At 63.2% G+C, this 25701-nt stretch carries 23 protein-coding genes; 17 read left to right on the top strand and 6 right to left on the bottom strand.

The window, feature by feature from the left end; genetic code table 11:
* Positions 1 to 65 precede the first annotated feature (65 nt).
* The 8 genes from prmA (at position 66) to C4J94_RS03060 (ending at position 10475) form a co-directional block, all read left to right on the top strand.
* On the top strand, positions 66 to 944 hold the full coding sequence (gene prmA, locus C4J94_RS03100) for a 50S ribosomal protein L11 methyltransferase (RefSeq protein WP_124384928.1): 879 nt from the start codon (positions 66 to 68) through the stop codon (positions 942 to 944).
* Between the two features lie 30 nt (positions 945 to 974).
* Entirely contained in the window at positions 975 to 2192 is a 1218-nt protein-coding gene (locus tag C4J94_RS03095) for a DUF3426 domain-containing protein (RefSeq protein ID WP_124384927.1), read from the top strand.
* 185 nt (positions 2193 to 2377) lie between these two features.
* Positions 2378 to 3391: a tRNA dihydrouridine synthase DusB gene (gene dusB / locus C4J94_RS03090; RefSeq protein WP_124384926.1), complete on the top strand. Its 1014-nt coding sequence runs from the start codon at positions 2378 to 2380 to the stop codon at positions 3389 to 3391.
* Positions 3388 to 3708 (top strand): DNA-binding transcriptional regulator Fis, encoded by a 321-nt coding sequence (gene fis, locus C4J94_RS03085; protein WP_002555375.1) that lies wholly within the window; start codon positions 3388 to 3390, stop codon positions 3706 to 3708. The genes dusB and fis overlap by 4 nt, the downstream gene beginning before the upstream one ends.
* Positions 3709 to 3789: 81 nt before the next feature.
* A complete protein-coding gene (purH, locus tag C4J94_RS03080; RefSeq protein WP_124384925.1) occupies positions 3790 to 5397 on the top strand; it encodes a bifunctional phosphoribosylaminoimidazolecarboxamide formyltransferase/IMP cyclohydrolase in 1608 nt (535 codons plus the stop codon).
* A 150-nt stretch (positions 5398 to 5547) separates the two neighbouring features.
* Entirely contained in the window at positions 5548 to 6840 is a 1293-nt protein-coding gene (gene purD / locus C4J94_RS03070; protein ID WP_124384924.1) for a phosphoribosylamine--glycine ligase, read from the top strand.
* A gap of 101 nt (positions 6841 to 6941) precedes the next feature.
* Positions 6942 to 9713, top strand: a complete 2772-nt coding sequence (locus C4J94_RS03065) for a hybrid sensor histidine kinase/response regulator (protein WP_124384923.1) — start codon at positions 6942 to 6944, stop codon at positions 9711 to 9713.
* Between the two features lie 165 nt (positions 9714 to 9878).
* On the top strand, positions 9879 to 10475 hold the full coding sequence (locus C4J94_RS03060) for a MarC family protein (RefSeq protein ID WP_003171467.1): 597 nt from the start codon (positions 9879 to 9881) through the stop codon (positions 10473 to 10475).
* Here the strand turns inward: C4J94_RS03060 and C4J94_RS03055 are convergent.
* The 5 genes from C4J94_RS03055 to cobG form a co-directional block, all read right to left on the bottom strand.
* A complete protein-coding gene (locus tag C4J94_RS03055) occupies positions 10472 to 11251 on the bottom strand; it encodes a hypothetical protein (protein ID WP_124384922.1) in 780 nt (259 codons plus the stop codon). The two genes, C4J94_RS03060 and C4J94_RS03055, sit on opposite strands and share 4 nt — an antisense overlap.
* Before the next feature lie 237 nt (positions 11252 to 11488).
* Positions 11489 to 13126 carry a precorrin-3B C(17)-methyltransferase gene (cobJ, locus tag C4J94_RS03050; protein WP_124384921.1) on the bottom strand — a complete coding sequence of 546 codons (1638 nt, stop codon included), beginning with the start codon at positions 13124 to 13126 and terminating at the stop codon, positions 11489 to 11491.
* Complete coding sequence (locus C4J94_RS03045) at positions 13126 to 13857, bottom strand: precorrin-2 C(20)-methyltransferase (RefSeq protein WP_124384920.1); 732 nt, start codon at positions 13855 to 13857, stop codon at positions 13126 to 13128. The genes cobJ and C4J94_RS03045 overlap by 1 nt, the downstream gene beginning before the upstream one ends.
* A complete protein-coding gene (locus C4J94_RS03040) occupies positions 13857 to 14483 on the bottom strand; it encodes a precorrin-8X methylmutase (RefSeq protein WP_124384919.1) in 627 nt (208 codons plus the stop codon). Before C4J94_RS03040 ends, C4J94_RS03045 begins: the two co-directional genes overlap by 1 nt.
* Entirely contained in the window at positions 14476 to 15822 is a 1347-nt protein-coding gene (gene cobG, locus C4J94_RS03035) for a precorrin-3B synthase (protein WP_124384918.1), read from the bottom strand. The genes C4J94_RS03040 and cobG overlap by 8 nt, the downstream gene beginning before the upstream one ends.
* A 38-nt stretch (positions 15823 to 15860) precedes the next feature.
* On the opposite strand from cobG, the gene cbiE reads away from it, so the two are divergent.
* A complete protein-coding gene (gene cbiE / locus C4J94_RS03030; RefSeq protein WP_124384917.1) occupies positions 15861 to 17066 on the top strand; it encodes a precorrin-6y C5,15-methyltransferase (decarboxylating) subunit CbiE in 1206 nt (401 codons plus the stop codon).
* Entirely contained in the window at positions 17063 to 17782 is a 720-nt protein-coding gene (locus C4J94_RS03025) for a cobalt-precorrin-6A reductase (RefSeq protein WP_124384916.1), read from the top strand. Before cbiE ends, C4J94_RS03025 begins: the two co-directional genes overlap by 4 nt.
* A gap of 133 nt (positions 17783 to 17915) precedes the next feature.
* On the opposite strand, the gene C4J94_RS03020 is transcribed toward C4J94_RS03025, so the two are convergent.
* Positions 17916 to 18167, bottom strand: coding sequence for a DUF6124 family protein (locus C4J94_RS03020; RefSeq protein WP_124384915.1), 252 nt, complete (start codon positions 18165 to 18167; stop codon positions 17916 to 17918).
* A gap of 433 nt (positions 18168 to 18600) precedes the next feature.
* Between C4J94_RS03020 and C4J94_RS27750 the strand changes: the two genes are divergently transcribed.
* From C4J94_RS27750 to urtA, 7 genes are all read left to right on the top strand, one after another.
* Positions 18601 to 18957, top strand: a complete 357-nt coding sequence (locus tag C4J94_RS27750) for a DNA-binding protein (protein WP_256657742.1) — start codon at positions 18601 to 18603, stop codon at positions 18955 to 18957.
* 261 nt (positions 18958 to 19218) lie between these two features.
* A complete protein-coding gene (locus C4J94_RS03010) occupies positions 19219 to 19611 on the top strand; it encodes a DUF2946 domain-containing protein (protein ID WP_124384914.1) in 393 nt (130 codons plus the stop codon).
* Between the two features lie 48 nt (positions 19612 to 19659).
* The gene (locus C4J94_RS03005; protein WP_124384913.1) at positions 19660 to 20142 is read left to right on the top strand and encodes a copper chaperone PCu(A)C; all 483 of its coding nucleotides are present in this window, start codon (positions 19660 to 19662) and stop codon (positions 20140 to 20142) included.
* Between the two features lie 10 nt (positions 20143 to 20152).
* Positions 20153 to 20542 carry a DUF2946 domain-containing protein gene (locus tag C4J94_RS03000; protein WP_124384912.1) on the top strand — a complete coding sequence of 130 codons (390 nt, stop codon included), beginning with the start codon at positions 20153 to 20155 and terminating at the stop codon, positions 20540 to 20542.
* 93 nt (positions 20543 to 20635) lie between these two features.
* Positions 20636 to 22696: a TonB-dependent copper receptor gene (locus C4J94_RS02995; RefSeq protein ID WP_124384911.1), complete on the top strand. Its 2061-nt coding sequence runs from the start codon at positions 20636 to 20638 to the stop codon at positions 22694 to 22696.
* Positions 22697 to 22837: 141 nt separating this feature from the next.
* Positions 22838 to 24199 carry a PepSY domain-containing protein gene (locus tag C4J94_RS02990; protein WP_124384910.1) on the top strand — a complete coding sequence of 454 codons (1362 nt, stop codon included), beginning with the start codon at positions 22838 to 22840 and terminating at the stop codon, positions 24197 to 24199.
* Positions 24200 to 24418: 219 nt separating this feature from the next.
* Positions 24419 to 25684, top strand: a complete 1266-nt coding sequence (urtA, locus tag C4J94_RS02985; protein WP_124384909.1) for an urea ABC transporter substrate-binding protein — start codon at positions 24419 to 24421, stop codon at positions 25682 to 25684.
* Positions 25685 to 25701: the final 17 nt, after the last annotated feature.

Raw genomic sequence — 25701 nt, 5'->3', positions numbered from 1 at the left:
CGTAAACTTGCGCGCTTTCGCAGCCCCACCCCGGCTGCACACTCATTTTTTCAAAGGTGCCCGCCATGCCTTGGCTGCAAGTCCGTCTCGCCATCAGCCCAGAACAAGCCGAAACCTACGAAGACGCGTTCCTCGAAGTCGGCGCCGTGTCGGTGACCTTCATGGACGCCGAAGACCAGCCGATCTTCGAACCCGAACTCAACACCACCCCGCTGTGGTCCCACACCCATCTGCTGGCCCTGTTCGAAGACGGCACCGATGCCGCCAGCGTACTGGCCCATATGGAACTGCTCACCGGCGGCCCACTGCCGGAGCATCACAGCGAAGTGATCGAAGACCAGGATTGGGAACGCAGCTGGATGGATAACTTCCAGCCCATGCGGTTCGGTCAGCGCCTGTGGATCGTCCCGAGCTGGCACGCCGCCCCGGAGCCGGATGCGGTCAACCTGCTGCTGGACCCGGGCCTGGCGTTCGGCACCGGCACTCACCCCACCACCGCGCTGTGCCTGGAATGGCTGGACGGCCAGGACCTGACCGACAGCAACGTGCTCGACTTCGGCTGCGGCTCGGGGATCCTGGCCATCGCCGCTCTGCTGCTGGGCGCCAAGGAGGCCGTGGGCACCGATATCGACGTGCAAGCGTTGGAAGCCTCCCGCGATAACGCCGGGCGCAACCACATCCCTGAAGCCAAATTCCCACTTTATCTGCCTGAAGACCTGCCCCAGGTACAGGCCGATGTGCTGGTCGCCAACATTCTCGCCGGGCCGCTGGTGTCGCTGGCGCCGCAACTGTCGAGCCTGGTCAAGCCTGGCGGGCGCCTGGCGCTGTCGGGCATTCTCGCCGAGCAGGGTGAAGACGTCGCTGCGGCCTACGCCAAGGATTTCGAGCTGGACCCTATCGCCAACCGTGACGGCTGGGTACGCATCAGCGGTCGTCGGCGCTAGAATGAGCGCTTGTCTGAATCGGATGGCCGCATGACCGACAGTTTCGTCACCCAGTGCCCGCACTGCCAAGCACGCTTTCGCGTCAACCACGCTCAGTTGAGCGTGGCCCGTGGCGTGGTGCGCTGCGGCTCGTGCCTGCAGGTGTTCAATGCCGCTCGCCAGTTGCTGGAGCAACGGGCTCAGGCGTCGACGACGGAACCTGAGCAGCCCACCACGATTGAGCCAACGCCTGCGCCGCCGCGTGCAATAAGCCAGAAACAGTGGACCGCCGAAGAGCTGGATCTGGACAACCTGGACTTGGACGAGGAACTGGCCAAGCTCGAGCGCCGCGAGATTCAGCACACCCAGCCCGTCGGCGCAGAACGCCGCCAGCCCGGGGCCGACCGTCGGCACAAGGAAGAAACGCTCAGCGCCAGCCGCAACACGATCAAAGCCGAGGAAGAAAAGTGGGCCGCCAGCCTGTTCAGCGAGCCGCCGCAAGAGCGCGTGCAGCCTGATGAAGCCGAGCCGGAGCCAAGCGAGCGCACCGAACCGTCGTTGTCGTTTCACAGCGACGGCATCGACGACGAACCGCCACTGCGCTCGACCCCGCACGACGACGAGCCAGACCCACCGTTCACGCCCCTGACGCCATCGGCGGACGCACTCGATGACCGCCCGCCATCACGGCGCAAGCGACCCCGCGCCGAGTCCGGTGCCCATGACGACGTGTTCCAGGACCTGGAGGACGACCCGCTGCACCTGTATACGCAGAAACGCCCGTCCGGCTGGGGTCGGCGCCTGACCTGGATCATCCTCGTATTGCTCGCCGCCGCCGGCCTGGCGGGCCAGTACATCGCCTATCAATTCGACGAGCTGGCCCGGCAGGACGCCTACCGCCCATGGTTCCAGCAACTGTGCCCGAAACTGGGCTGCAGCGTGCCATCACGGGTCGATATCGCCCATATCAAGAGCAGCAACCTGGTGGTGCGCAGCCACCCGGAATTCGCCGGCGCGCTGGTGGTGGACGCGATCATCTACAACCGCGCCACCTTCTCCCAGCCCTTCCCGCTGCTGGAACTGCGCTTTGCCGACCTCAACGGCGGCCTGATCGCCAGTCGGCGCTTCAAGCCCGCCGAGTACCTCAGCGGCGAGCTGGCCGGGGTCAGCGAGATGCCTTCGCAGACACCGATCCACATTTCCCTGGACATCCTCGACCCAGGCAACAAAGCCGTGAATTACAGCCTGAGCTTCCATTCGCCCGAGTGAGGCCACGCCGCAACCAAGGTTTGACGGCAGATTATTGACTGCGCCGGCACCAACCAAACCGATGGCGATAAAAAAATAACTGTTCAGATTTTATCCAATTCAGCCTTTAACCCGTCATCGAGAGCGGGTATCATGCCAACCCTTTTTCGAACTCTAATGATCCGGCCCCACAACAGGGAAGTCCTATGTCGGCGGTACGCATCGGTCCATATACATTGCACAACGGCTTGATCCTCGCCCCGATGGCGGGTGTCACCGACCAGCCCTTTCGTCAGCTCTGCAAACGTTTGGGCGCGGGTCTAGTAGTCTCTGAAATGGTCACCAGCGACATGAGTTTGTGGAACACCCGCAAATCGCGGATGCGCATGATCCACGAAGGTGATCCCGAGCCGCGCTCGGTGCAGATCGCCGGCGGTGATGCGCAAATGCTGGCGGACGCAGCCCGGGCCAACGTGGAGCTGGGCGCGCAGATCATCGACATCAACATGGGCTGCCCGGCCAAGAAGGTTTGCAACAAGGCCGCAGGTTCCGCCTTGTTGAAAGATGAGCAGTTGGTTACCGAGATCCTGCAGGCCGTTGTCGCCGCAGTCGATGTGCCGGTAACCCTGAAGATTCGTACCGGTTGGGACCGGGACAACAAGAATGGCCTGACGGTGGCGAAGATCGCCGAACAGGCAGGGATTGCAGCGCTGGCGGTGCATGGCCGCACCCGCGCCGACCTTTATACCGGTGAAGCCGAGTACGACACGATTGCCGCGATCAAGCAGGCCGTGTCGATGCCGGTGTTTGCCAATGGCGATATCGACTCTGCCGAAAAGGCCCGGCGCGTGCTGTATGCAACCGGTGCCGACGGTTTGTTGATCGGCCGGGCCGCCCAGGGGCGGCCATGGATTTTCCGTGAGATCGAACATTTTCTGCGTACCGGCGACGTGTTGCCGGCACCGGAGTTGTCCGAGGTGGAACGTATTCTGCTAGAGCATCTGACCGCCCTGCACACCTTCTATGGGGATGTGATGGGCGTACGCATTGCTCGCAAGCATGTCGGCTGGTACCTCGCCACCTTGCCGGGCGCCAAGGAATTTCGCGCTCAGTTCAATCGTTTGGATGAAACGCAGGCACAGGTCGCCACCGTTCGTGAGTTCTTCGCCGAACGTGACAAGAGCCTGGGAACAGGGGATGGAGAAGGGGTGGCCGCATGACGATGATGACCGAGACTTTAGTGAGTGGAACAACACCCGTGAGCGACAACGTCAATTTGAAACAGCACCTCAACACGCCGAGCGAAGAAGGCCAGACCCTTCGCGGCAGTGTCGAAAAGGCGCTGCACAATTATTTCGCCCACCTTGAGGGTGCTTCCGTCACGGACGTGTACAACCTGGTGCTCTCCGAAGTCGAGGCGCCCTTGCTCGAAAGCGTGATGAACTACGTCAAGGGCAACCAGACCAAAGCCAGTGAGCTGCTGGGCCTCAACCGTGGCACCTTGCGCAAAAAGCTCAAGCAATACGATTTGCTGTAAGCATTCAATCAAACCAGAAAGGCGCCCGCGTAAAAACGGTCGCCTTTTTTGCTGACTCCTTTGCTTTTGATGGAAATTGAGATGACCGACCAGACTACCCGCCTGCCGATCCGCCGCGCCTTGATCAGTGTTTCCGACAAGACCGGGATCCTCGAATTTGCCCGGGAGCTGGAAGCCCTGGGCGTGGAAATCCTCTCCACGGGCGGGACCTTCAAACTGCTGCAGGACAACGGCGTGGCCGCAGTAGAAGTCGCGGACTACACCGGTTTCGCGGAAATGATGGACGGTCGGGTCAAGACCCTGCACCCGAAAATCCACGGCGGCATCCTCGGCCGTCGCGGTATCGACGACGCCATCATGAACGAGCACGGCATCAAGCCGATCGACCTGGTGGCCGTTAACCTTTACCCGTTCGAAGCCACCATCAACAAGCCAGGCTGCGACCTGCCGACCGCCATCGAAAACATCGACATCGGCGGCCCGACCATGGTTCGCTCGGCGGCCAAGAACCACAAAGACGTGGCCATCGTGGTTAACGCCAGCGACTACGCCCAGGTGCTCGAAAGCCTCAAGGCCGGCGGCCTGACCTACGCCCAGCGTTTCGACCTGATGCTCAAGGCGTTCGAACACACCGCGGCCTATGACGGCATGATCGCCAACTACATGGGCACCGTGAACCAGGCCGCTGAAACCCTGAGCACAGAAGGCCGCAGCCAGTTCCCGCGCACCTTCAACAGCCAGTTCATCAAGGCCCAGGAAATGCGCTACGGCGAGAACCCGCACCAGAGCGCGGCGTTCTACGTTGAGGCCAAGCCAGCCGAAGTGGGTATCGCCACCGCGACCCAGCTGCAAGGCAAGGAGTTGTCCTACAACAACGTGGCCGACACCGACGCCGCGCTGGAATGCGTGAAGAGCTTCGTCAAGCCGGCCTGCGTGATCGTCAAGCACGCCAACCCGTGCGGCGTAGCCGTGAGCCCGGACGCTGAAGGCGGGATCCGCCAGGCCTACGAACTGGCCTACGCCACCGACACCGAGTCGGCATTCGGCGGCATCATCGCCTTCAACCGTGAACTGGATGCCGAGACGGCCAAGGCCATCGTCGAGCGTCAGTTCGTTGAAGTGATCATCGCGCCAAGCGTCAGTGAAGAGGCCCGCGCCATCGTCGCGGCCAAAGCCAACGTGCGCCTGCTGGCCTGCGGCGAATGGTCGGCTGAGCGCGCCGCTGCCTGGGACTACAAGCGCGTCAATGGCGGCCTGCTGGTCCAGAGCCGCGACATCGGCATGATCGGCAGCGACGACTTGAAAGTGGTGACCAAGCGCGCCCCGACCGAGCAAGAGATCAATGACCTGATTTTCGCCTGGAAAGTGGCCAAGTACGTTAAATCCAACGCCATCGTCTACGCCAAGAACCGCCAGACCATCGGCGTCGGCGCTGGCCAGATGAGCCGTGTGAACTCGGCCCGTATCGCCGCGATCAAGGCTGAACACGCCGGCTTGCAAGTGGTGGGTTCGGTCATGGCTTCCGATGCGTTCTTCCCGTTCCGTGACGGTTTGGATAACGCCGCGAAAGCCGGCGTGACCGCCGTGATCCAACCGGGTGGTTCGATGCGTGACGCTGAAGTCATCGCCGCGGCCGACGAAGCGGGTATCGCCATGGTCTTCACTGGCATGCGCCACTTCCGCCACTAAACAGCACCGCTTCTCTACTGTAGGAGCGAGCTTGCTCGCGAAAAACTCAAAAACGCCACGGGGTGTCAGGTTCCCCTCGTCATCGTTCACGACCTTCGCGAGCAAGCTCGCTCCTACAAAGAAGCACAGCGTTTCTCAGAGGTTTTTGAAATGAATGTTTTGATCATTGGCAGCGGTGGCCGTGAACACGCCCTGGCCTGGAAAGTAGCCCAGGACCCACGCGTCCAGAAAGTCTTCGTTGCCCCCGGCAACGCCGGTACCGCCATTGAAACCAAGTGCGAAAACGTCGCGATCGACGTGCTGGCGCTGGAGCAGTTGGCAGACTTCGCAGAAAAAAACGTCTCGCTGACCATCGTCGGCCCGGAAGTGCCGCTGGTTGCGGGCGTCGTGGACCTGTTCCGCAGCCGTGGCCTGGATTGCTTCGGCCCGACCGCAGGCGCCGCTCAGCTGGAAGGTTCGAAAGCCTTCACCAAGGATTTCCTGGCGCGCCACAAGATCCCGACCGCCGACTACCAGAACTTCACCGAGATCGAGCCGGCCCTGGCTTACCTGCGTGAAAAAGGCGCGCCGATCGTGATCAAGGCCGATGGCCTGGCCGCCGGTAAAGGCGTGATCGTCGCCATGACCCTGCAGGAAGCCGAGGATGCCGTGCGCGATATGCTCGCCGGCAATGCCTTTGGTGATGCGGGTTCTCGTGTGGTGATCGAGGAGTTCCTCGACGGCGAAGAAGCCAGCTTCATCGTGATGGTCGACGGCAAGAACGTCCTGCCAATGGCCACCAGCCAGGACCACAAGCGTGTCGGCAACGGCGACAGCGGCCCGAACACCGGCGGCATGGGCGCTTACTCCCCGGCTCCGGTGGTCACCGCCGACGTGCATCAGCGCGTCATGGACCTGGTGATCTGGCCGACCGTGCGCGGCATGGCCGACGAAGGCAACGTCTACACCGGTTTCCTCTACGCCGGCCTGATGATCGACAAAGCCGGCAACCCGAAAGTCATCGAGTTCAACTGCCGCTTCGGTGACCCGGAAACCCAACCCGTCATGCTGCGCCTGCAGTCGAGCCTGGTGCTGCTGGTGGAAGCCGCGCTGGCCCAGGCCCTGGACAAGGTCGAAGCCCAGTGGGACCCACGCCCGAGCGTCGGTATCGTGCTGGCGGCCGGCGGTTACCCTGCCGATTACGCCAAGGGCGATGTGATCGAAGGCCTGGACGCCGCAGCGGCGCTGGAAGGCAAGGTGTTTCATGCGGGCACTGCGCTGAAGGACGGCAAGGTCGTCACCGCCGGTGGCCGCGTGCTGTGCGCCACCGCGATGGGCGCCAGTGTCGACGCCGCGCAGCAACAGGCATACAAGCTGGCCGCGAAAATCGACTGGAAAGGCTGCTTCTATCGCACCGACATCGGCTACCGCGCCATTGCCCGTGAGCGTGGCGAGAGCAACTGAGTAGCTATCCGTTCGGGTAGGCAAGGGCCTCTGGCCCTTGCCGTACTCATGCCGCCCCGCGCATAGTTAACCCGTGCATTCACCTACGAAGGGACTTCGCCGTGCGCTGGCTCAGGATCGCCATAGCTTTTACCGTCAGTCTACTGACCCTGCTCTGCCTGGCCCCGGCTCAAGCCGCTGCGCAAGGCAGTGGTTGGGCAGTATTGCTCGATGAACAGGCCGACCTGCAGCTGAGCGATATCCGTTCCTCGCGCTACACCAATCAATTCAGCCCCATCGAACTGGACCGCATTACCGCCGCGCAGCCGGACGGTGCGTTGTGGGTACGCTTCAAGCTGCAACCCGGCAAGCATGAACAAGTGCTGCGGGTGTTTGCGCCAGACCTCGCACACTTGAGCCTTTATGTGCTGGACGGCGACACCCTGGTGGAACAGCAAACCACCGGTACGCGCCAGCCCCAGGCCAACCGCCCGCTGCCAAGCAGTGACTTCATGCTGCCGATGCCGCAGAGCCAGCGCCCGCTGGAGGTTTACCTGCGCCTGGTGTCGGAGCACGAACTGCGCCCCTACATCACCCTTGAACCGGCTGTACTGGCCGCCGCCAACCAGAACCAGACGCTGGTCTACGGCCTGCTGTTCGGCGTGCTGTTGATGCTGATCCTGCATAATCTCACGCGCTTCGCCTACCACCGCTCGCGCAGCAGCCTGTGGCTGGCCGCCTGCGAATGCCTGTTGCTGCTCAGCCTGGCATTGCTGCTCAACGTGGTGGGGCCGTGGCTGCCGAACTGGCACGCGATCCAAACCCCCGGCGCCTATCTCGCCCTGCTGCTGACCGCTCCGTGCGGGCTGATGTTTGCCTATCGCTTCTTCATGCCCCTGGGCCCGCACCCACTGAACAAGCTGTTGATGGCCGACATCCTGTTGATCGTGCTGTGCGGCCTGTTGCTGTTGTTCGTCAACACCCTGCCGCTGAACATCATCACCTATGCCCTGGTGGCGCTGGCCGGCCTGAGCATGCTGTTTGTCTCGGCCTATCACTGGCAGAAAGGCTATCGCCCGGCGCGCCTGTTCGTGGCAGGGATGGTGGTGTTCAACATCGGCACGTTGATCATTCTTCCCGCCCTGCTCGGCCTTACGCTGGTGGCGCCGCAAGGCCTGATCGTGACCCTGCTCAGCTTCATCTGCCTCAGCGGCCTGCTGATGAGCCTGGCCCTGGGCGAGCGCCAGCGCGCCATTGTCGAAACCCGCTTCAGCCTCAGCCGCGACCTGGCCGCCAGCAACGCCGAAATCGCCGCCAAGGCCGAATTCCTGGCGAAGATCAGCCACGAAATCCGCACCCCCATGAACGGCGTGCTGGGCATGACCGAGTTGCTGCTGGGCACGCCGTTGTCGGTGAAACAGCGCGACTACGTGCAGACCATCCACAGCGCCGGTAACGAGTTGCTCACGCTGATCAACGAAATCCTCGACATCTCCAAGCTCGAGTCGGGGCAGATCGAACTCGACGATGTGCAGTTCGACCTCAACGCGCTGATCGACGACTGCCTGAGCATCTTCCGCGCCAAGGCCGAGCAGCAGAATGTCGAGCTGATCAGCTTCATCCAGCCCCAGGTGCCACGCGTGATCAGCGGCGATCCGACACGCCTGCGCCAGGCGTTGTTGAGCCTGCTGGAAAACGCCCTGCAGAAGACCGACGAAGGCGAAGTGCTGATCGTCGTGGCCCTCGACGAACGCAGCACCAAGCCGCGCCTGCGCATTGCCGTGCAAGACAGCGGCGTACCGATGGAGGCCGCCGAACGCGACGCTCTGCTGCACAGCGAACTGCACAGCAAGAATTTCCTCTCGGCGACACGCTTGAGCGGCCACCTGGGCCTGGTGATCGCGCGCCAGTTGATCTTGCTGATGAATGGCGAATTCGGTATCAAGAGCGGCAGCCATCAAGGCAGCACCCTGTGGCTGACCCTGCCATTGGACCCGGAGCGCCTCGAGCATCCGACCTCCGACCTCGACGGCCCGCTCAAGGACGCCCGCGTGCTGGTGGTGGACGACAACGACACCTGCCGCAAGGTGCTGTTGCAGCAATGCTCGGCCTGGGGCCTGAACGTCAGCGCCGTGGCGTCGGGCAAAGAGGCCCTGGCCCTGCTGCGCACCAAGGCGCACTTGCGCGATTACTTCGACGTGGTGCTGCTGGACCAGAACATGCCCGGCATGACCGGCATGCAACTGGCGGCGAAGATCAAGGAAGACCCGAGCCTGAACCACGATATCCTGCTGATCATGCTCACCGGCATCAGCAACGCGCCGAGCAAGATCATCGCGCGCAACTGCGGGATCAAGCGCATCCTCGCCAAACCGGTGGCCGGCTACACCCTCAAGACCACCCTGGCCGACGAACTGACCCAACGCAGCAAAGGCGCGGCTCACCCTCGCCCCACTCCTGCCACGCCCGCAGCCATTACGGTGCCCAGCGACTTCCGCATCCTCGTGGCCGAAGACAACAGCATCTCCACCAAAGTGATACGCGGCATGCTTGGCAAGCTCAACCTCAACCCGGACACCGCCAGCAACGGCGAAGAAGCGTTGGAGGCGATGAAAGCCCAGCGCTATGACCTGGTGTTGATGGACTGCGAAATGCCGGTCCTCGACGGTTTCTCCGCTACCCAGCAGTTGCGCGCGTGGGAAGTCAGCCATCAACGTGTGCGCACGCCGGTGGTAGCGCTGACCGCGCACATCCTCTCGGAACACAAGGAGCGCGCGCGCCAGGCCGGGATGGACGGACACATGGCCAAGCCGGTGGAGCTGTCGCAGTTGCGTGAATTGGTGGAGTTCTGGGTGGCGCAGCGCCAACAGCGGCCCGAACACGCCCCCTCCTGACTTGGAATGCGATCAAATGTGGGAGGGGGCTTGCCCCCGATTGCAGTGTGTCAGGCTCAGTATCTGTCACTGACAAACCGCTATCGGGGGCAAGCCCCCTCCCACATTTGTGTCATGTCGCCTGTTAGACTCTCGACACTTCTTCTACTGCCGCGAGCCGCGCTCATGCTCCACGTGTTATTCAGCGTTTACCTGAAGATGCTGGTGCTCTATAGCCCGTTCTTCGTGCTGTCCTGCTTTATCAGCCTGACGCGTGGCTATTCCAGCAAGGAGCGGCGGCGCCTGGCCTGGAAAGTCGCGCTGGCGACCCTGGTGTCGAGCGTGCTGTTGTACCTGTTCGGCCGGGTGATTTTCAGTGTGTTCGGCATTACCGTGGACGCGTTCCGCATCGGTGCCGGCAGTGTGCTGTTTATTTCCGCGCTGGGCATGGCCCAGGGCAAGTCGGCGGTGCAGACCGATAACGTGCAGCAGGACGTGACCATCGTGCCGCTGACCATCCCGCTGACGGTCGGCCCCGGTACCATCGGTGCGCTGCTGGTGATGGGGGTGAGCCAGCCCCATTGGGACGACAAGCTCACGGCCATCCTCAGCATCGCCCTGGCCAGCCTCACCGTGGGCGTGGTGCTGTACCTGTCCAATCGGATCGAGCGGATTCTCGGCGACCAGGGCTTGCAGATTGTCAGCCGGTTGATGGGGTTGTTCGTGTGTGCCCTGGCCGCGCAAATCATCTTTACCGGCGTGCGCGGTTACCTGGTGCCTTAGATCCGGTATTGGGCAATCGCCTGCTGCACCTTATCGCCCGCGCTCTCGCGCATCAGCTGGATAGTTTTCTCGTTGACCATCGAGGTATTCAGCACCAGGCAGGTTTGCCCGCTGAAAGCTTCGAACGAGGAACTGTCCCACTCCAGCAAGGGCAGCCCCACCTGCTTGTCCACACCGTGGGTGCTGTAGGTCACCAGCACCATCATCAATTCGCCGTCCTTCTCGGCGCAGGAAGCCAGGCCAAAATCGCCGCCCTCGTGCACCGTGCTGTTGCGTTTGAACAATTCGAAAGATGCCGGCTGTTGCTTCAAGGCCTCCAGCGCATCCGCCGCCAGTTTCGGCAGCATGCTCAGCAGCGGCCCCGAAACAGACATCGAGGCAAGCATCGCGCCGATGATATTGAGCGCCGCCAGTTGCACCGTCAGGCCCTTGCCCGAACGTGAGACCCGCTCGAAGCGGCTACGTATCGGCAACCAGCCCAAGCTGGTCATCACTTTAATGAATTCGTCGTACCAGGCCTCGCTGCCCCGGTTGATTTTCAATACATCGCTGACATAGCTGCTGGCCAACAGGTAGCTTTTGCGGATGTATTCGCGGTTGAGCCCGGAAAGCCCCTCGGCAAATGAAATCACGCCGTTGTTGACCACCGCCGCATTGCAGTCATCGTCGGTGTCCCGCGGTAGCGCTGCGGGACTTCCTGGCGCACCCGGCAATTTGTAGGCGGCGATCAGCTTGCGCCTCTTTTTAGTGTTGATCCTTCTGTGATGTCGCTCCATTTTCAACTCTCCACATACGCCCCGACTCGGGGCTTGTAACCACACTAGTCCACCCACCTCCAGGCTTTCCAGGCGACAAACATCCCTTGTCGCGGCGCGCCGGAACGTGACGCCCAGTAACAGCGCGGCATCAAGCAAGGGCTTCATTGTTTCTGCGTGAGAAAAAGAAAAAGCTCCGAACAACCGCAGGAAAATCCTTGAGTCATTCGGAGCTTTCCGGCCATCGCCTCGGCGTTTTCAGGAGGCGGGTTTATCACCGTACCAGCGCGGTGTGTACACCCACTCCCCGCCGCCGGCACGCGCAAACGTGCAGGTGGTGGACGAGCCGACCAGCACCATGGTGCGCATGTCCACCTGGCCCGGGGTGAGCTGCCCCAGCGTGGTGACGCGCAGTGTCTGGCCGGGACGACCGATATCGCGGCCCAGCACCACCGGCGTTTCAGGCGTGCGGTGCTGCGCGACGATCTCCAGCGCACGCCCCAGTTGCCACGGCCGCGCTCGGGAAATCGGATTGTAGAACGCCAACGCCAGGTCGGCCTGGGACGCGAGGTCCAGGCGCTTTTCGATGATCGACCACGGCTTGAGGTTGTCCGACAGCGACATCACACAAAAATCATGCCCCAGCGGCGCGCCGGCCTGGGCAGCGGTGGCCAGCGACGCCGAGACGCCAGGCAGGATCTGCAGGTCGACCTGGTGCCAGGCGGGGTCGCTGGACTCATGCAACGCCTCGATCACCGCAGCCGCCATGGCGAACACACCCGGGTCGCCGGACGACACCACCACCACCGAGCGCCCTTGGGCGGCCAGTTCGAAGGCGTGGCGGGCGCGCTGCATTTCTTCGCGGTTGTCGGTGCAGTGCTGCACCTGGTCATCACGGAACGGCCCGGCCATGCGCACGTAGGTTTCATAGCCCAGCACATCGGTGCAACGTACCAACTCGGCCTTGACGGCCGGCACCATCAAGTCGGCGGCGCCAGGGCCGAGGCCGATCACGGCGAGGCGCCCGCGTGGGCGGCCTATCTGTGGCAAATCCAAGGGCTGTTCAGCCACGCTGATGCTGATGTCTGCGTGCGGCGCAAGCGGGGCAAACCGCAGCGGCACGCCCAGCGCCAGCGCGGCCTCATGCAATGACGCTTCGGCCATCTGCAGGTCGCTCGCCAGCAGGCACGCCAGCGATTGCACGGCAATGCCCGCTTCGTTCAAGGCCGTGCGTACACGGGCCGCCAGGTGCTCACCCGGCTTGCAGGTGACGCACACCGTCTTCGGGTAAATCAGCAATTCGTTGGCGGCGGGCGCACGCTCGGCACTGCCGACATGAATCGCCAGGCGGGCGTGCGGGTCCTGCGGCAGGTTGGCCTGGTCCAGCCAGGGCGCCGCGCCTTCGATGCGCACGCTTTCACCGGCCAGCAGGTCCGAAACAAAGCGCTTGCCCAGTTCCAGGTCCGCCAATGCATATCCCTTGGGCGGGTTGAGCAGGCAGGTGCCGAAGCGCAACTCGCCGCTGGTGGTGATCGCTGCCGCCACGCCCAGCGCAGCGGCAATGTCCCGCGCCATCACGTTCACGCCGCCCAGGCCACCCAGCAGTGGCACCACGGCGCTGCCGTCTTCGGCGACGGCCAGCACTGCCGGCTCCTCACCTTTTTCGAGCAACAGCGGCGCAAGGGTACGGATGACAATGCCGGCGGCGCACAGCGCAATCAGCGGCGTGCCCTGCTGGTAGAGCTGGCGCAGCGTGGCGCCGAATTCGCTGTAGTTCTGGTCTGCACCTTCAACCCGACCGTCCAGGCCGTGGATCAGCGCAGCCGGGTAAAGCTGCTGGATCCGGCGCGCGGTTGCCAGGCTGCCCTGGCCCAGGATGACAATCGCCGGGCTCATCAACCTTGCCACCGTTCACCGGGCACGATGATCAACGAGAAATACGGCGACGACATCGGCTCCACCTGGTCCAGCGGCACGATCTTCTGGTTGGCCATGGTGGCGCGCTCCACGTACAGCGCACGCCCGGCCAGGCCGAGTTCTTCCAACACCTGGCGCACCTTGGGGAAGTTGCGCCCCAGCTTCATGATCACCGCCGCATCCGCGTCGGCCAGCCGGCGCTTGAGGTCATCGTGAGGCAACACGCCCGACAGCACCGACAGGCTCTGATTGCGATACACCAGCGGCGCGCCCAATACCGAAGCGCCGCCCAGCATCGAACACACGCCTGGAATCACTTGCGCTTCATAGCGCTCGGCGAGGCGGTCGTGCAGGTACATGTAGGAGCCGTAGAAGAACGGATCGCCTTCGCAGATCACCGCCACGTCGCGGCCCGCATCCAAATGCGCGGCCACGTCGACGCTGGCCGTGTCGTAGAAGTCGCTAATCACCTGTTCATAGGACAGCGGTGCCGGCAGCGCCTCGGTGGTCACCGGATACACCAGCGGCATCAGGGTTTGCTGGGGCACCAGATGGTCTTCGATGATGCCGAAGGCGTTACCCTTCTTGCCCTTGGCCACGAAGTACGCCACCACCGGCGACTCGCGCAGCAGGCGCAGCGCCTTGAGGGTGATCAGTTCCGGGTCACCGGGGCCCACGCCCAGGCCGATCAGACGTCCGCGTGCGTGCATTATTCAACCTCCGTGGCGAGCGCATTGACGGCGGCGGCGGCCATGGCGCTGCCACCCAGGCGGCCCTGCATGATCACGAACGGCACGCCGCGACTGTCAGCGGCGAGCATTGCCTTGGATTCGGCGGCACCAACAAAACCCACCGGAAAGCCCAGGATCAGCGCCGGTTTCGGCGCGCCGGCATCAAGCATCTCCAACAGGTAGAACAAGGCGGTCGGCGCGTTGCCGATCACCACCACGCTACCGGCCAGGTGCGGGCGCCATAGTTCCAGGGCTGCTGCGGAACGTGTATTGCCCAGCTCCCGCGCCAGCTCCGGCACGCTGTCGTCGCGCAAGGTGCAGATCACCGGGTTGTTGGCCGGCAGGCGCGCACGGGTCACGCCTTCGGAGACCATCCGCGCATCGCACAGAATTGGCGCGCCCGCCGCCAGCGCTTCGCGCCCGGCCTTGCCTGCGCCCTCGGAAAACTGCAGGCCGTCGATGGCCTCGACCATGCCGCAGGCATGAATCACCCGCACCGCGAGTTTTTCCAGATCGGCCGGGATACGCTCCAACTTGGCTTCCGCGCGAATAATGGCGAAGGAGTTGCGGTAGATCTCCTGACCGTCGCGGATGTAATCAATCATCGGTGTTGCTCCGTGGGCGAGCGCGCAGCAAGGCGCCCGTCGCTTCAATAGAAAGGGTGCGCGCGTGCAGCCGGCCAAAACCTGGATGGGCTGCGTCGCGAAAATAGAGGTCGTAGTGGCCGGGGCTCACCGCCAGCAAGGTCACCGGTGCGGTGTGCGCGGCGGCGCAGGAGCGCGGGCAACCGGACAGGTGAACGGCGTGACCAGGTTGCAGGGCGGCCAATTGCAGGGCGTCGGTCTTGGTATCCGCCAGGCCTTTGCCGCAGCCGCTGGAACCGGTGCAAGCGATCATGTGCGCCAGGGGTTGGTCGGCGGCGCAGAGAAAGCCCAATTGAGTTAATTGCTCGATCACCACATCGGGCTGGGTGAGGTTGGGCAGCAACAGGCCTTGCCAGGGAGTGAAACGCAAGGTGGCGTCGCCATGCTCGCTGGCAAGTTGCGCGGCGCCCTTGAGCATCGCCGGGTTCAGGCGGCCCAGGGGGGCGACGGCGGCGACATAGAACAGGTCTTGCTGGTGCTGTGGATAACTGCCCAGGTGGCCCGGCGCACTGCTGGCCGGGCGTTTGAACCCGTCCGCCGGCAGTAGCGGCACGTTCAGGCGGCTCAGTAACTTATCCACAGCCAGGTGGCGCATGCGCGTTTGTTCCGGCGTGGCCAGGTCGAGAAAGGCTTCCAGCACCGCCACCACCAGTGCATGGCCCTGGTCCAATCGCACCGCGGCCAACGGCGCATCCTGCCCAGGGCAACCGGCCAGGCCGAACGCCAGCAGGGTTTCACCGGCTTGCTCGAAGGCCGACAGCCACAGGTCGTGATGATGCTCCAGCATCGCCAAGGCCTCGAAGCCATCCAGTTGCACGGCGAATTTTGCCGACAGCTCATGAAAGCGCGGATGGTTTTCCAGGATGGCGAGGATCTGCCCGGCCAGCGGGCGGGTGTCGAACAGCATCTGTGGGTCGATGCCGGCGCTGGGGCTGAGCATCAGGTTGCGCACATCATCGCCGGCCGCGTGGCTCGGGCCGAGGCCTACCGCCAGCAGCATCGCGATGAGGGCGTCCTGCTCGGCGCCGATCCCGCGAATCTGCAGGTTGGCGCGGTTGGTCGCCTCGATCACCCCGCCCGCGTAAGCCTGGGCAGCGTCCGCCACGGCGTTGGCCTGGGCTGCACTGATGGCGCCACCGGCCAGTTTGACCCGGCAGATGCCGCCGTCCAGCGCCTGGACGATACGCAACAACCCCGGACAAGCCGAGGGGCGCAAGGTATTCAGAGCGGGCGTTGGGTTCACGGGGCTACCGGTTGACGGGTAAAGGCGCGGTATTATGCCTGCTTTGTCCGGCGGCATGAAAAGCCTGCCCGTCGGATGTCGTTCAAGGAATTGATATGTCGCCCTGGCTGACGGTAGTAGGCATCGGTGAAGACGGCTTCAAGGGCCTGGGCAGAAACGCCCGGCATGCCCTGCTGCGCGCCACGCGGATTATAGGGGCTCAGCGCCAGTTGGACCTTTTACCACTGTGTATCAGTGGTGAGCGCCAGTTATGGCCAAGCCCGTTTTCCCTGGCGCCGGTGCTGGCGCGGCGCGGTGAGCCGGTGTGCGTACTGGCCAGCGGTGATCCGATGTTCTACGGCGTGGGCGCCAGCCTGGCGCGGCAGGTGGCGACTGAAGAACTGTTGATCTTGCCGGCGCCCTCCTCCGTATCCCTGGCGGCGGCGCGGCTGGGCTGGCCGTTGCAGGAGGTGGTGAGCGTGTCTGTGGTGGCCCGGCCGTTGGCGGCGATCCATGCGCACCTGGCCAGTGGCGTGCGCTTGCTGGTGTTGAGCAATGACGGCAGCAGCCCGGCGTTGATTGCCGCATTATTGGCCGAGCGCGGCTATGGCCCCAGCCGGTTGAGCGTGTTTGAACACCTGGGCGGCGCGCAGGAGCGACGTATCGACGGCATCGCGCAGTCGTGGGGTGAGCCAGCGGTGGCCGACCTTAACCTGCTCGCCATCGACTGCCTGGCCGATCCCGACGCACCGCGCCTGTCGCGCCTCGCCGGCCTGCCGGATGCGGCCTTCAAACACGACGGCCAACTGACCAAACGCGATGTGCGCGCCATCACCCTAGCCCGCCTCGCCCCGATGCCCGGCGAGCTGCTCTGGGACGTGGGCGCGGGCAGCGGCTCCATCGGCATCGAATGGATGCGCGCACATTCAAGCTGCCGGGCACTGGCGATCGAAGCCGACGAAGGCCGCCAAGCCTTGATCGAATATAACCGTGACGCGCTCGGCGTACCCGGCCTGCAACTGGTTCGCGGCACCGCGCCGCAGGCATTGGACGGCCTGGAAGCCCCGGACGCGATCTTTATCGGTGGCGGCGTCACCCGTGATGGCGTACTCGATACCTGCTGGCAACGGCTGCGTCCGGGGGGGCGCTTGGTTGCCAATGCCGTCACCCTGCAGAGCGAAATGACCCTGATGAACTGGCGCGCGGAGCACGGCGGTGAACTGACGCGCGTTCATGTGGCCCAGGCGCAGCCGTTGGGCGAGTTCGATACGTGGCGCCAGGCATTGCCGATTACCTTGCTGGAAGTGGTCAAGCCGCTATGAACAAGATTCTGCTGCTGGGTGGCGTGACGGAAGCGCTGGCCATCGCGCGAACCTTGGGGCCTGGGCATATCTACAGCCTGGCCGGGGTTGGGCGGGTGCCTACCGATCTCACCTGCCAAGTGCGGGTCGGTGGTTACGGTGGCGCCGCAGGCTTGGCGCAATTCGTTCGCGATGAACAGATCAGCCTGATCCTCGACGCGACCCACCCGTATGCAGCGCAAATCAGCCGCAATGCAGCCGAGGCAGCGAAGCTGTGCAGCGTGCCATGTTGGGCATTGCGCCGACCCGCGTGGCAGCCGCAGGCCGGTGATGATTGGCGTGAGGTGAGTGACTGGGCCGAGCTGATCGAAGCGCTTGAGCCTTTCAAGCGGCCACTGTTTACCCTGGGACGCGAACCGTTACAGCACCTCGAGGAAATCCCTGAGGGGCAATTCTGGACATTGCGCGCACTGGATGTGTATCCGGGCAATGGGCGTTGTGAAGTGATCGGCGCCCGCGGGCCGTTTTTGATCGACGAAGAACGTGCGCTGTTTGAGCGCCGCCAGATCGACGTGCTGATCAGCAAGAACAGCGGCAGCACGGCTACCGAACCGAAGCTCGAAGTGGCGCGGGAACAGGGGCTACCGGTGTTGGTGTTGAAGCGACCGGTGTTGGCGGCGGTGGATCGAGAATTCACCAACGTGGCTGAGGTGCTGCTGGCAATCCGTTCTCGCTGAACAACAGCGATCCAATGTGGGAGGGGCGGTGCGACGGTTCGACTTGCTCCCGATTGCGGCGTGTCATTCACTGAATTGTTGGCTGATCCACCGCTATCGGGAGCAAGCCCCCTCCCACATTTGGACTGGGTTATCAGCTGCCTGCCGCTGTAGCCTGCCCGACACCATCATGAGCCCGTTCGGCTAACAACTGGGCAAGCTCAATCAACTGCGCGACGCCCAGCAACTCCTCTCTTTTCGATCCTTCCAGGTCAAAGGCCAGGTCGCAACTCAGCGCATTGGCCGAGGCGAGTGTTTCGCTGAGATTGACCAGCAGGTCTTCGGTGCTGATGCCGTCGGCCACGGTGAACAGCCGGACGGGGGGATTGGGGGTGAGTTTGATCATGGTGGAGCTCCTTAATCTAAGTGGAGCTGCCAACTAATCGCCGCGATGCGATGGGGGTGGCAGCTGTGCGCAGGTTCGCGGACCGGAGATTAAGGAAGCCGGCATACCCGAAGGTATCCCGCGCACAGCCACCATATCGCCGCACAGTAGACGATAAAAAAGCGTCAACTGAAAGGAGGCAATGCTTAATCAATCCGAGCCGCGACGCCCGTCCGCTGAGTTTGCAGCGGTGTACGGAGCCTAGTGATTGAGTTTCCTACCGGCAACCTCAAAGAGTTGTCGGAGATTTCTGTGCACGAATTCATATTCGGACTGCGTAACGGATCAAGGAGACTTTACCTACATGCGCAACGGAACTCGCTGACTACCTAGAACTGCATACCCTTGGCGATGATCCTCAACACTTCGTCCACCGGCGTAACATGAGGTTCACATGACTAACAAACCCCGTACGCAGAACCCGACTCGGCCTGCTGAAAGTACGATTATCGAACACATAATCGCGAATCCCGAGTTCGCACACGCGCTAAGCCTTGAGGCCGACGAACTAAAACGGGATGAACCCAAAGTCGCAGCCCGATTGACCCAATGGCTGAAAAAAGCCCAATACCTGCCTGATAGACAGGCAAAATTCACAAATTTCGACACTGCGGACCATCTTCAAACACAAGAAGATATGGATGCTTTCCTCGAAGCCTGCATCGAAGAAGACCCGGGCGATGGTTCATTGATCAAAATGGCGCAAGCCGATATTGCCCGCGCAACTCGCAGGCTCAACGCCACTTCATAGCCAAACACAATCCAAATGTGGGAGGGGGCTTGCCCCCGATGGGTACGTGTCAGCCATACATGGGCTGACTGGCACTCAGCTATCGGGGGCAAGCCACCCTCCCACATCGGACTGTGTTGCCTTGTTGATCGGCATCCCCTCGATTCCCCGTCTATCCTCACACCCGGCACTGCGACACCAAACCACACCGCCGCTTTTTACTTATCCCCCTCGATCAGGCTAAATACCCGTCTGATCGATTAACCCCACGGATTATCCGCCATGGCCCGTCAACGCTTTGCAATTGCCTGGATCGCCTGCCTTGCAGTGCTGTTCAATGCGTTTGCCATGCCGTTGGCCAGTGCGATGCAGCAGACGGATGACCCGGTCAAGCGGCTGATGTGGGGCAGTTTTTGTTCTTCCAACGGCGCCAGCCTGAAGACGATCGCCCTGGGTAAGCTGGAAGTTCCGGCGCCGCAGGATGATCATTCCGCCATGCAGCATTGCTGGTGTTGCTCGGGCTCCGCGCAGTTGCTGGCGTTGCCGGGGCATGTGCCGCAGTTGTATGTCACGCGGTTCGAAGCACTGCGCAGCCTGCCCGCGCCTGCCTTGCAGAACCCCACGCCACGCCAGCAATGGCCGAGCCTCAATCCCCGCGCCTCTCCAACGGTCTGATCCTCTTCGCAAGTGAACTGCGTTTTAGAACCGTTCTGGAGAACTGCCATGCTTAAATCTTCCCTGCTTCTGGCGGCGTTGCTGCTGCCGGTGTTCAGTGCCGCCAATGCCGATGACTACAAGGCCGGCGACCTGCTGGTCAGCGATCCCTGGTCCCAGGAGTTGCCGCCGAATGCGCCCACCGTTGCGGCGTATTTCGTGATTCATAACACCGGTGCTGCCCCCGATCGCCTGCTCGGCGTTGAAACCAGCGTCGCCGAAAAAGCCGAGCTGCACGAGCATGTAATGCAAGGCGACTTGATGAAGATGCAACAAGTGCCCAGCGTCGCCGTGCCGGCCAAGGGCGAGCTGACCTTCGCGCCGATGGCTTACCACGTGATGCTGCTGGGCCTCAAGGACCGCAGCCTGCTGGCCGACGGCAAGCAATTCCCGCTGACCCTGATCTTTGAAAAGGCTGGCAAGGTTCAAGTGAACGTGTCGGTCCAGAAGACGCCGCCGATGGCCGCCCACGAGCATCAGCACGCCCAGTAGGCCTACCTCGATGGGCGCCCCTCGCGCCAGGTTGTCTCAACGCCCGCGCCTGATGCGCGGCAGTTGGATCAGCCTGTTCGCCATGTTGATGATCTTTATCGGTCCGCTGATTTCCCAAGCGATGCCGATGGACCATCACGCCGGTATGTCGATGGACATGCCCAGCTGCCATGGCGAGCCCACACCCACCAAAGCCCCCGACGAGCACCACGTCCTCTGGGAAAAGTGCGGCTATTGCAGCCTGCTCTTCAGTTGCCCGGCCCTGCCCGGCGGCGTGTCTTTCATCAGCCTCGACACCCCGCCGCCCGCCAACGCCCTGCCCTGCGCGCCGCGCCTGGGCCATGCCCGGCAAAACATCTTCCCCGGCGCCCGCAGCCGCGCGCCGCCCATCGCCTCGTAAGCACTTCATCGCGTTACTTCACTCCGGCCGACTTTAGACAGACAGCCGCAGGCTGCTGGCCGTGTTGTTTACGATTGATTGATGGAATTTTTCATGTCCAGGTTTCCTGCCGACACCCGTTTGGGCGCTGCCCCGGTTTTCGCCGCACTGTGCGGCGCACTGCTTGCCCCCTGCGCTCACGCGGACGAACACGCGTTGAGCCCCACGGTGATCACGGCGATTGCCCCCAGCTCGCCCCTCACCGTTGTCACCCACCCGAAAGACCCACGCCAACCGGTGCCCGCCAGCGATGGTGGCGACTACCTCAAGACCATCCCCGGCTTCGCCCTGGTACGCAACGGCGGTACCAATGGCGACCCGGTGCTGCGCGGCATGTTCGGCTCGCGCCTGAATATCCTCACCAACGGCGGCATGATGCTCGGCGCCTGCCCCGGCCGGATGGATGCGCCCACCTCGTACATCTCGCCGGAGACCTACGACAAGCTCACCGTGATCAAGGGCCCGCAAACCGTGCTGTGGGGCCCCGGTGCCTCAGCCGGCACCATCTTGTTCGAGCGTGAGCCGGAGCAGTTCGGCGAGCTGGGTACGCGGGTCAACGCCAGTGTGCTGGCCGGCTCCAACGGCCGTTTCGACAAGGTCATCGACGCCGCTGCCGGCGGGCCATTGGGCTACGTGCGGGTGATCGGTAACCAGGCCCATGCCGACGATTACAGAGACGGCAACCACGACACCGTCGCTTCGCGCTACGACAAATGGAATGGCGACGTTGCCCTAGGCTTCACCCCCGACGCGGATACGCTGCTGGAACTCACCGCCGGCCGTGGCGATGGCGAGGCGCGTTATGCCGGGCGCGGCATGGACGGTTCGCAGTTCCTGCGCGAGAGCCTGGGGTTGCGCTTCGAGAAGTCCAACCTCGGCGAGGTGCTGGACAAGGTCGAGGCTCAGGTCTACTACAACTACGCCGACCACGTGATGGACAACTACAGCCTGCGCGTACCGTCCGGCACCGGGATGATGGCCGGGCCGATGGCTTCCAACGTCGACCGCCGCACCCTGGGTGCCAGGATCAAGGCGACCTGGCGCTGGGCCGATGTGCAACTGATCGGCGGCCTCGATGGGCAGACCAACGAACACCGCGCGCGCAGCAGCATGGGCGTCGACACGTACAAGGACCTGCCGCGCGACAAGGACGCCAACTTCCATAACTACGGCGTGTTCGGCGAGTTGACCTGGTACGCCGCCGACCGCGACCGCCTGATCAGCGGTGCGCGCCTGGACCGTGCTTCGGCCAAGGACTTCCGGCAACGCACCGGGTCGGCAATGATGTCGCGCCCCAACCCCACCGCCGGTGACACCCGCGCCGATACCCTGCCCTCCGGCTTTGTACGCTACGAGCACGATCTGGCGGACACCCCCACCACGCTGTATGCGGGCCTGGGCCACGCCGAGCGCTTCCCGGATTACTGGGAGTTGTTTTCCCCCAACACCGGCGCGGTCGGGTCGGTGAATGCCTTTGACGGCGTAAAGCCCGAGAAGACCACCCAGCTGGACGTCGGTGCACAATACAAAAGCGCCGACCTGGAAGCCTGGGTCTCGGGTTACGTCGGCCAGGTGCGTGACTTCATCCTGTTCGACTACCGGCCGGGCATGATGGGCACCACCTCCCAGGCGCGCAACGTCGACGCCCGCATCATGGGCGGCGAACTGGGCGCAGCCTACCAGCTGACCACTCACTGGAAAGCCGACGCCAGCCTCGCCTACGCCTGGGGCAAGAACAGCAGCGACGGCAAGGCCCTGCCGCAGATGCCGCCGCTGGACGCGCGGCTCGGCCTGACCTACAGCGAAGATGACTGGAGCGCCGGCGCGTTATGGCGCGTGGTCGCGGCGCAGAACCGCATCGACCCGAACAAAGGCAACGTGGTGGGCAAGGATTACGACACCAGCAGTGGCTTTGGCGTGTTCTCGCTGAACGCCGCGTACCGAATCAATAAAAACTTCAAGGTCAGTACCGGTGTCGACAATTTGTTCGGCAAGGCTTACGCCGAGCATTTGAACCTGGCCGGCAACGCCGGGTTCGGCTACCCGGCGAACGACCCGCAGGCCATCAAGGAGCCGGGGCGCACCCTGTGGACCAAGGTGGACATGAGCTTCTAAGAGCATCGGGGGCAAGCCCCCTCCCACATTGGACTGGGTTCACAGATTGAGCATTGTGAACACAGTCAAGTGTGGGAGGGGGCTTGCCCCCGATAGCGGTGTAACTGACACAAAAAAATCAAAAGCCTTGCGGAGCACCCAATGAGCACTCAAACCGTTTCCTTCTACAACCTGGCCTGGCGCTGGCACTTCTACGCCGGGCTCTTCGTCGCCCCCTTCATGGTGCTGCTGGCCCTGACCGGCATCATCTACCTGTTCAAACCCCAGCTCGACCCGCTGATGTACGGCGAGCTGCTCAACGTACCCGTGGCCGAGCACGCACTGAGCGCCGACGAGCAGCTGCAACGGGCCAAGGCCGCTTACCCCCAGGCTGCAATCAGCAAATACCTGCCACCCGCCGACGCCACCAGCAGCGCGCAGTTCGTGATGCAGCACCAGGGCCGCGAAATCAGCGTATTCGTCGACCCGTACCGCGGCACCGTGCTCGGTGAACAGGACGCCAAGAACAATCTGCAAGCCATCGCCCGCGCCCTGCATGGCGAGTTGATGATCGGCACCACCGGTGATCGTCTGATTGAACTCGCCGCCGGTTGGGGCGTGATGCTGGTGGTGTCCGGCCTGTACCTGTGGTGGCCGCGCGGGCGGTCCCCGGCGGGGGTGTTATGGCCACGTTTGAACAGCCGAGGCCGTTTGTTCTGGCGCGACCTGCATGCCGTCGCCGGTTTCTGGGGCGCGGCGTTCCTGCTGGTGATGCTGCTCAGCGGCATGACCTGGACGGGTTTCTGGGGCAAGCAATACGCCGACTTGTGGAACACCTTCCCGGCTGCCATGTGGAACAACGTGCCGCAATCCGACCAACAGGCGCGCACCCTCAATACCGCCAGCCAGCAAACGGTGCCCTGGGCCATGGAAAACACGCCGATGCCGATGTCGGGTGACCATGCCGAACACATGAACCACGGCGCCCTGCACGCAGGCCCCCCCGCACCCGGCATCCGCCTGCAACAGGTGGTCGACCTGGCCACCGCGCGCCAGGTCGAACCCGGCTACAGCATCACCTTCCCCACCACCGCCACCGGCGTGTTCACCATCGCCGTATTCGCCAACGACCCTCGCAACGACGCCACGCTGCATGTGGACCAGTACACCGGCAAGGTCCTGGCCGACGTGCGTTGGGAGCATTACAACGGCGTCGCACGTGCCACCGAAACCGGGGTGATGCTGCACGAGGGCAAGATGTTCGGCTGGGTCAACCAACTGATCGTGCTGGTGATCTGCCTGATGATTCTGCTCAGCGCGGTGAGCGGCGTGGTGATCTGGTGGAGGCGTCGACCACAGGGCGGGCTGGGTGTGCCGCCGTTGCGCCATGACCTGCCCAGGTGGAAGACCGCGATGGCGATCATGCTCGGGCTGGCGATCATCTTCCCGCTGGTGGGCGCCTCGCTGGTCGTGGTGTGGGTGCTGGACCGCGTACTGCTGTCACGGGTCGGCGTCACCGCCTAATACCGGGTTGCGCACCGCCGACACGGCCTGGTGCGCAACGCCCTGTTTTGAAGCTTGCCGTGCACTCGGCAACGGAACGTGGCGCCATCCTGGTGCGCCACGGTGCCGACTCGCCTCGCTAAACCGCCCGTAATCCCGCGCCTCGCGTAGCAGGCACAGCCTTTGCAAAGTCGTGTGTATCTGCCCAACAAAAACTATCGGTTTTACGGAGATCGCACCATGAAGCGTCGCAGCTTGATCAAGGCTTTCACTTTGTCGGCATCCATTGCCGCCATGGGCTTGACCTGGACCGTCCAGGCCGCCGAGACCATCAAGGTCGGCATCCTGCACTCGTTGTCCGGGACCATGGCCATCTCCGAAACCTCGCTCAAAGACATGGCGCTGATGACCATCGACGAGATCAACGCCAAGGGCGGTGTGAACGGCAAGATGCTCGAGCCGGTGGTGGTGGACCCCGCATCCAACTGGCCGCTGTTCGCCGAGAAAGGCCGCCAGCTGCTGACCCAGGACAAGGTCGCCGTGGTGTTCGGCTGCTGGACCTCGGTGTCGCGCAAATCGGTATTGCCGGTGTTCGAGGAACTCAACGGCCTGCTGTTCTACCCGGTGCAATACGAAGGCGAAGAGATGTCGCCCAACGTGTTCTACACCGGCGCGGCGCCCAACCAGCAAGCGATCCCGGCGGTGGAATACCTGATGAGCGAAGAAGGCGGCGGCGCCAAGCGCTTCTTCCTGCTCGGCACCGACTATGTGTACCCGCGCACCACCAACAAGATCCTGCGTTCGTTCCTGCACTCCAAAGGCGTGGCGGACAAGGACATCGAAGAGGTCTACACCCCGTTCGGCCACAGCGATTACCAGACCATCGTCGCCAACATCAAGAAGTTCTCCGCCGGCGGCAAGACGGCGGTGGTGTCCACCGTGAATGGCGACTCCAACGTGCCGTTCTACAAGGAGCTGGCCAACCAGGGCCTGAAGGCGACCGATGTACCGGTGGTGGCCTTCTCGGTGGGTGAAGAAGAATTGCGCGGCATCGACACCAAGCCGCTGGTGGGCAACCTCGCGGCGTGGAACTACTTCCAGTCGGTGGAGAACCCGGTGAACCAGAAGTTTGTGGCCGACTGGAAAGCCTACGCCAAGAAACACAACCTGCCGGGCGCAGACAAGGCTGTGACCAACGACCCGATGGAAGCCACCTACGTGGGCATCCACATGTGGGCGCAGGCGGCAGAGAAGGCCAAGTCCACCGACGTCGACAAAGTGCGTGAAGCGCTGGCCGGCCAGACCTTCGCCGCGCCGTCCGGTTTCACCCTGACCATGGACAAGACCAACCACCACCTGCACAAGCCGGTGATGATCGGCGAGATCCAGGCCGACGGGCAGTTCTCCGTCGTGTGGCAAACCAACGAGCCGATCCGCGCACAGCCGTGGAGCCCGTACATCCCTGGCAATGACAAAAAGCCGGACTACGCCGTGAAGAGCAACTAAGCCCCACCACAGGCCAA

The sequence above is a fragment of the Pseudomonas sp. R5-89-07 genome (genome assembly GCF_003851685.1).
In the GTDB taxonomy this organism is placed as follows: Bacteria; Pseudomonadota; Gammaproteobacteria; order Pseudomonadales; family Pseudomonadaceae; genus Aquipseudomonas.
This window is presented reverse-complemented; position numbering and strand designations above follow the sequence as displayed.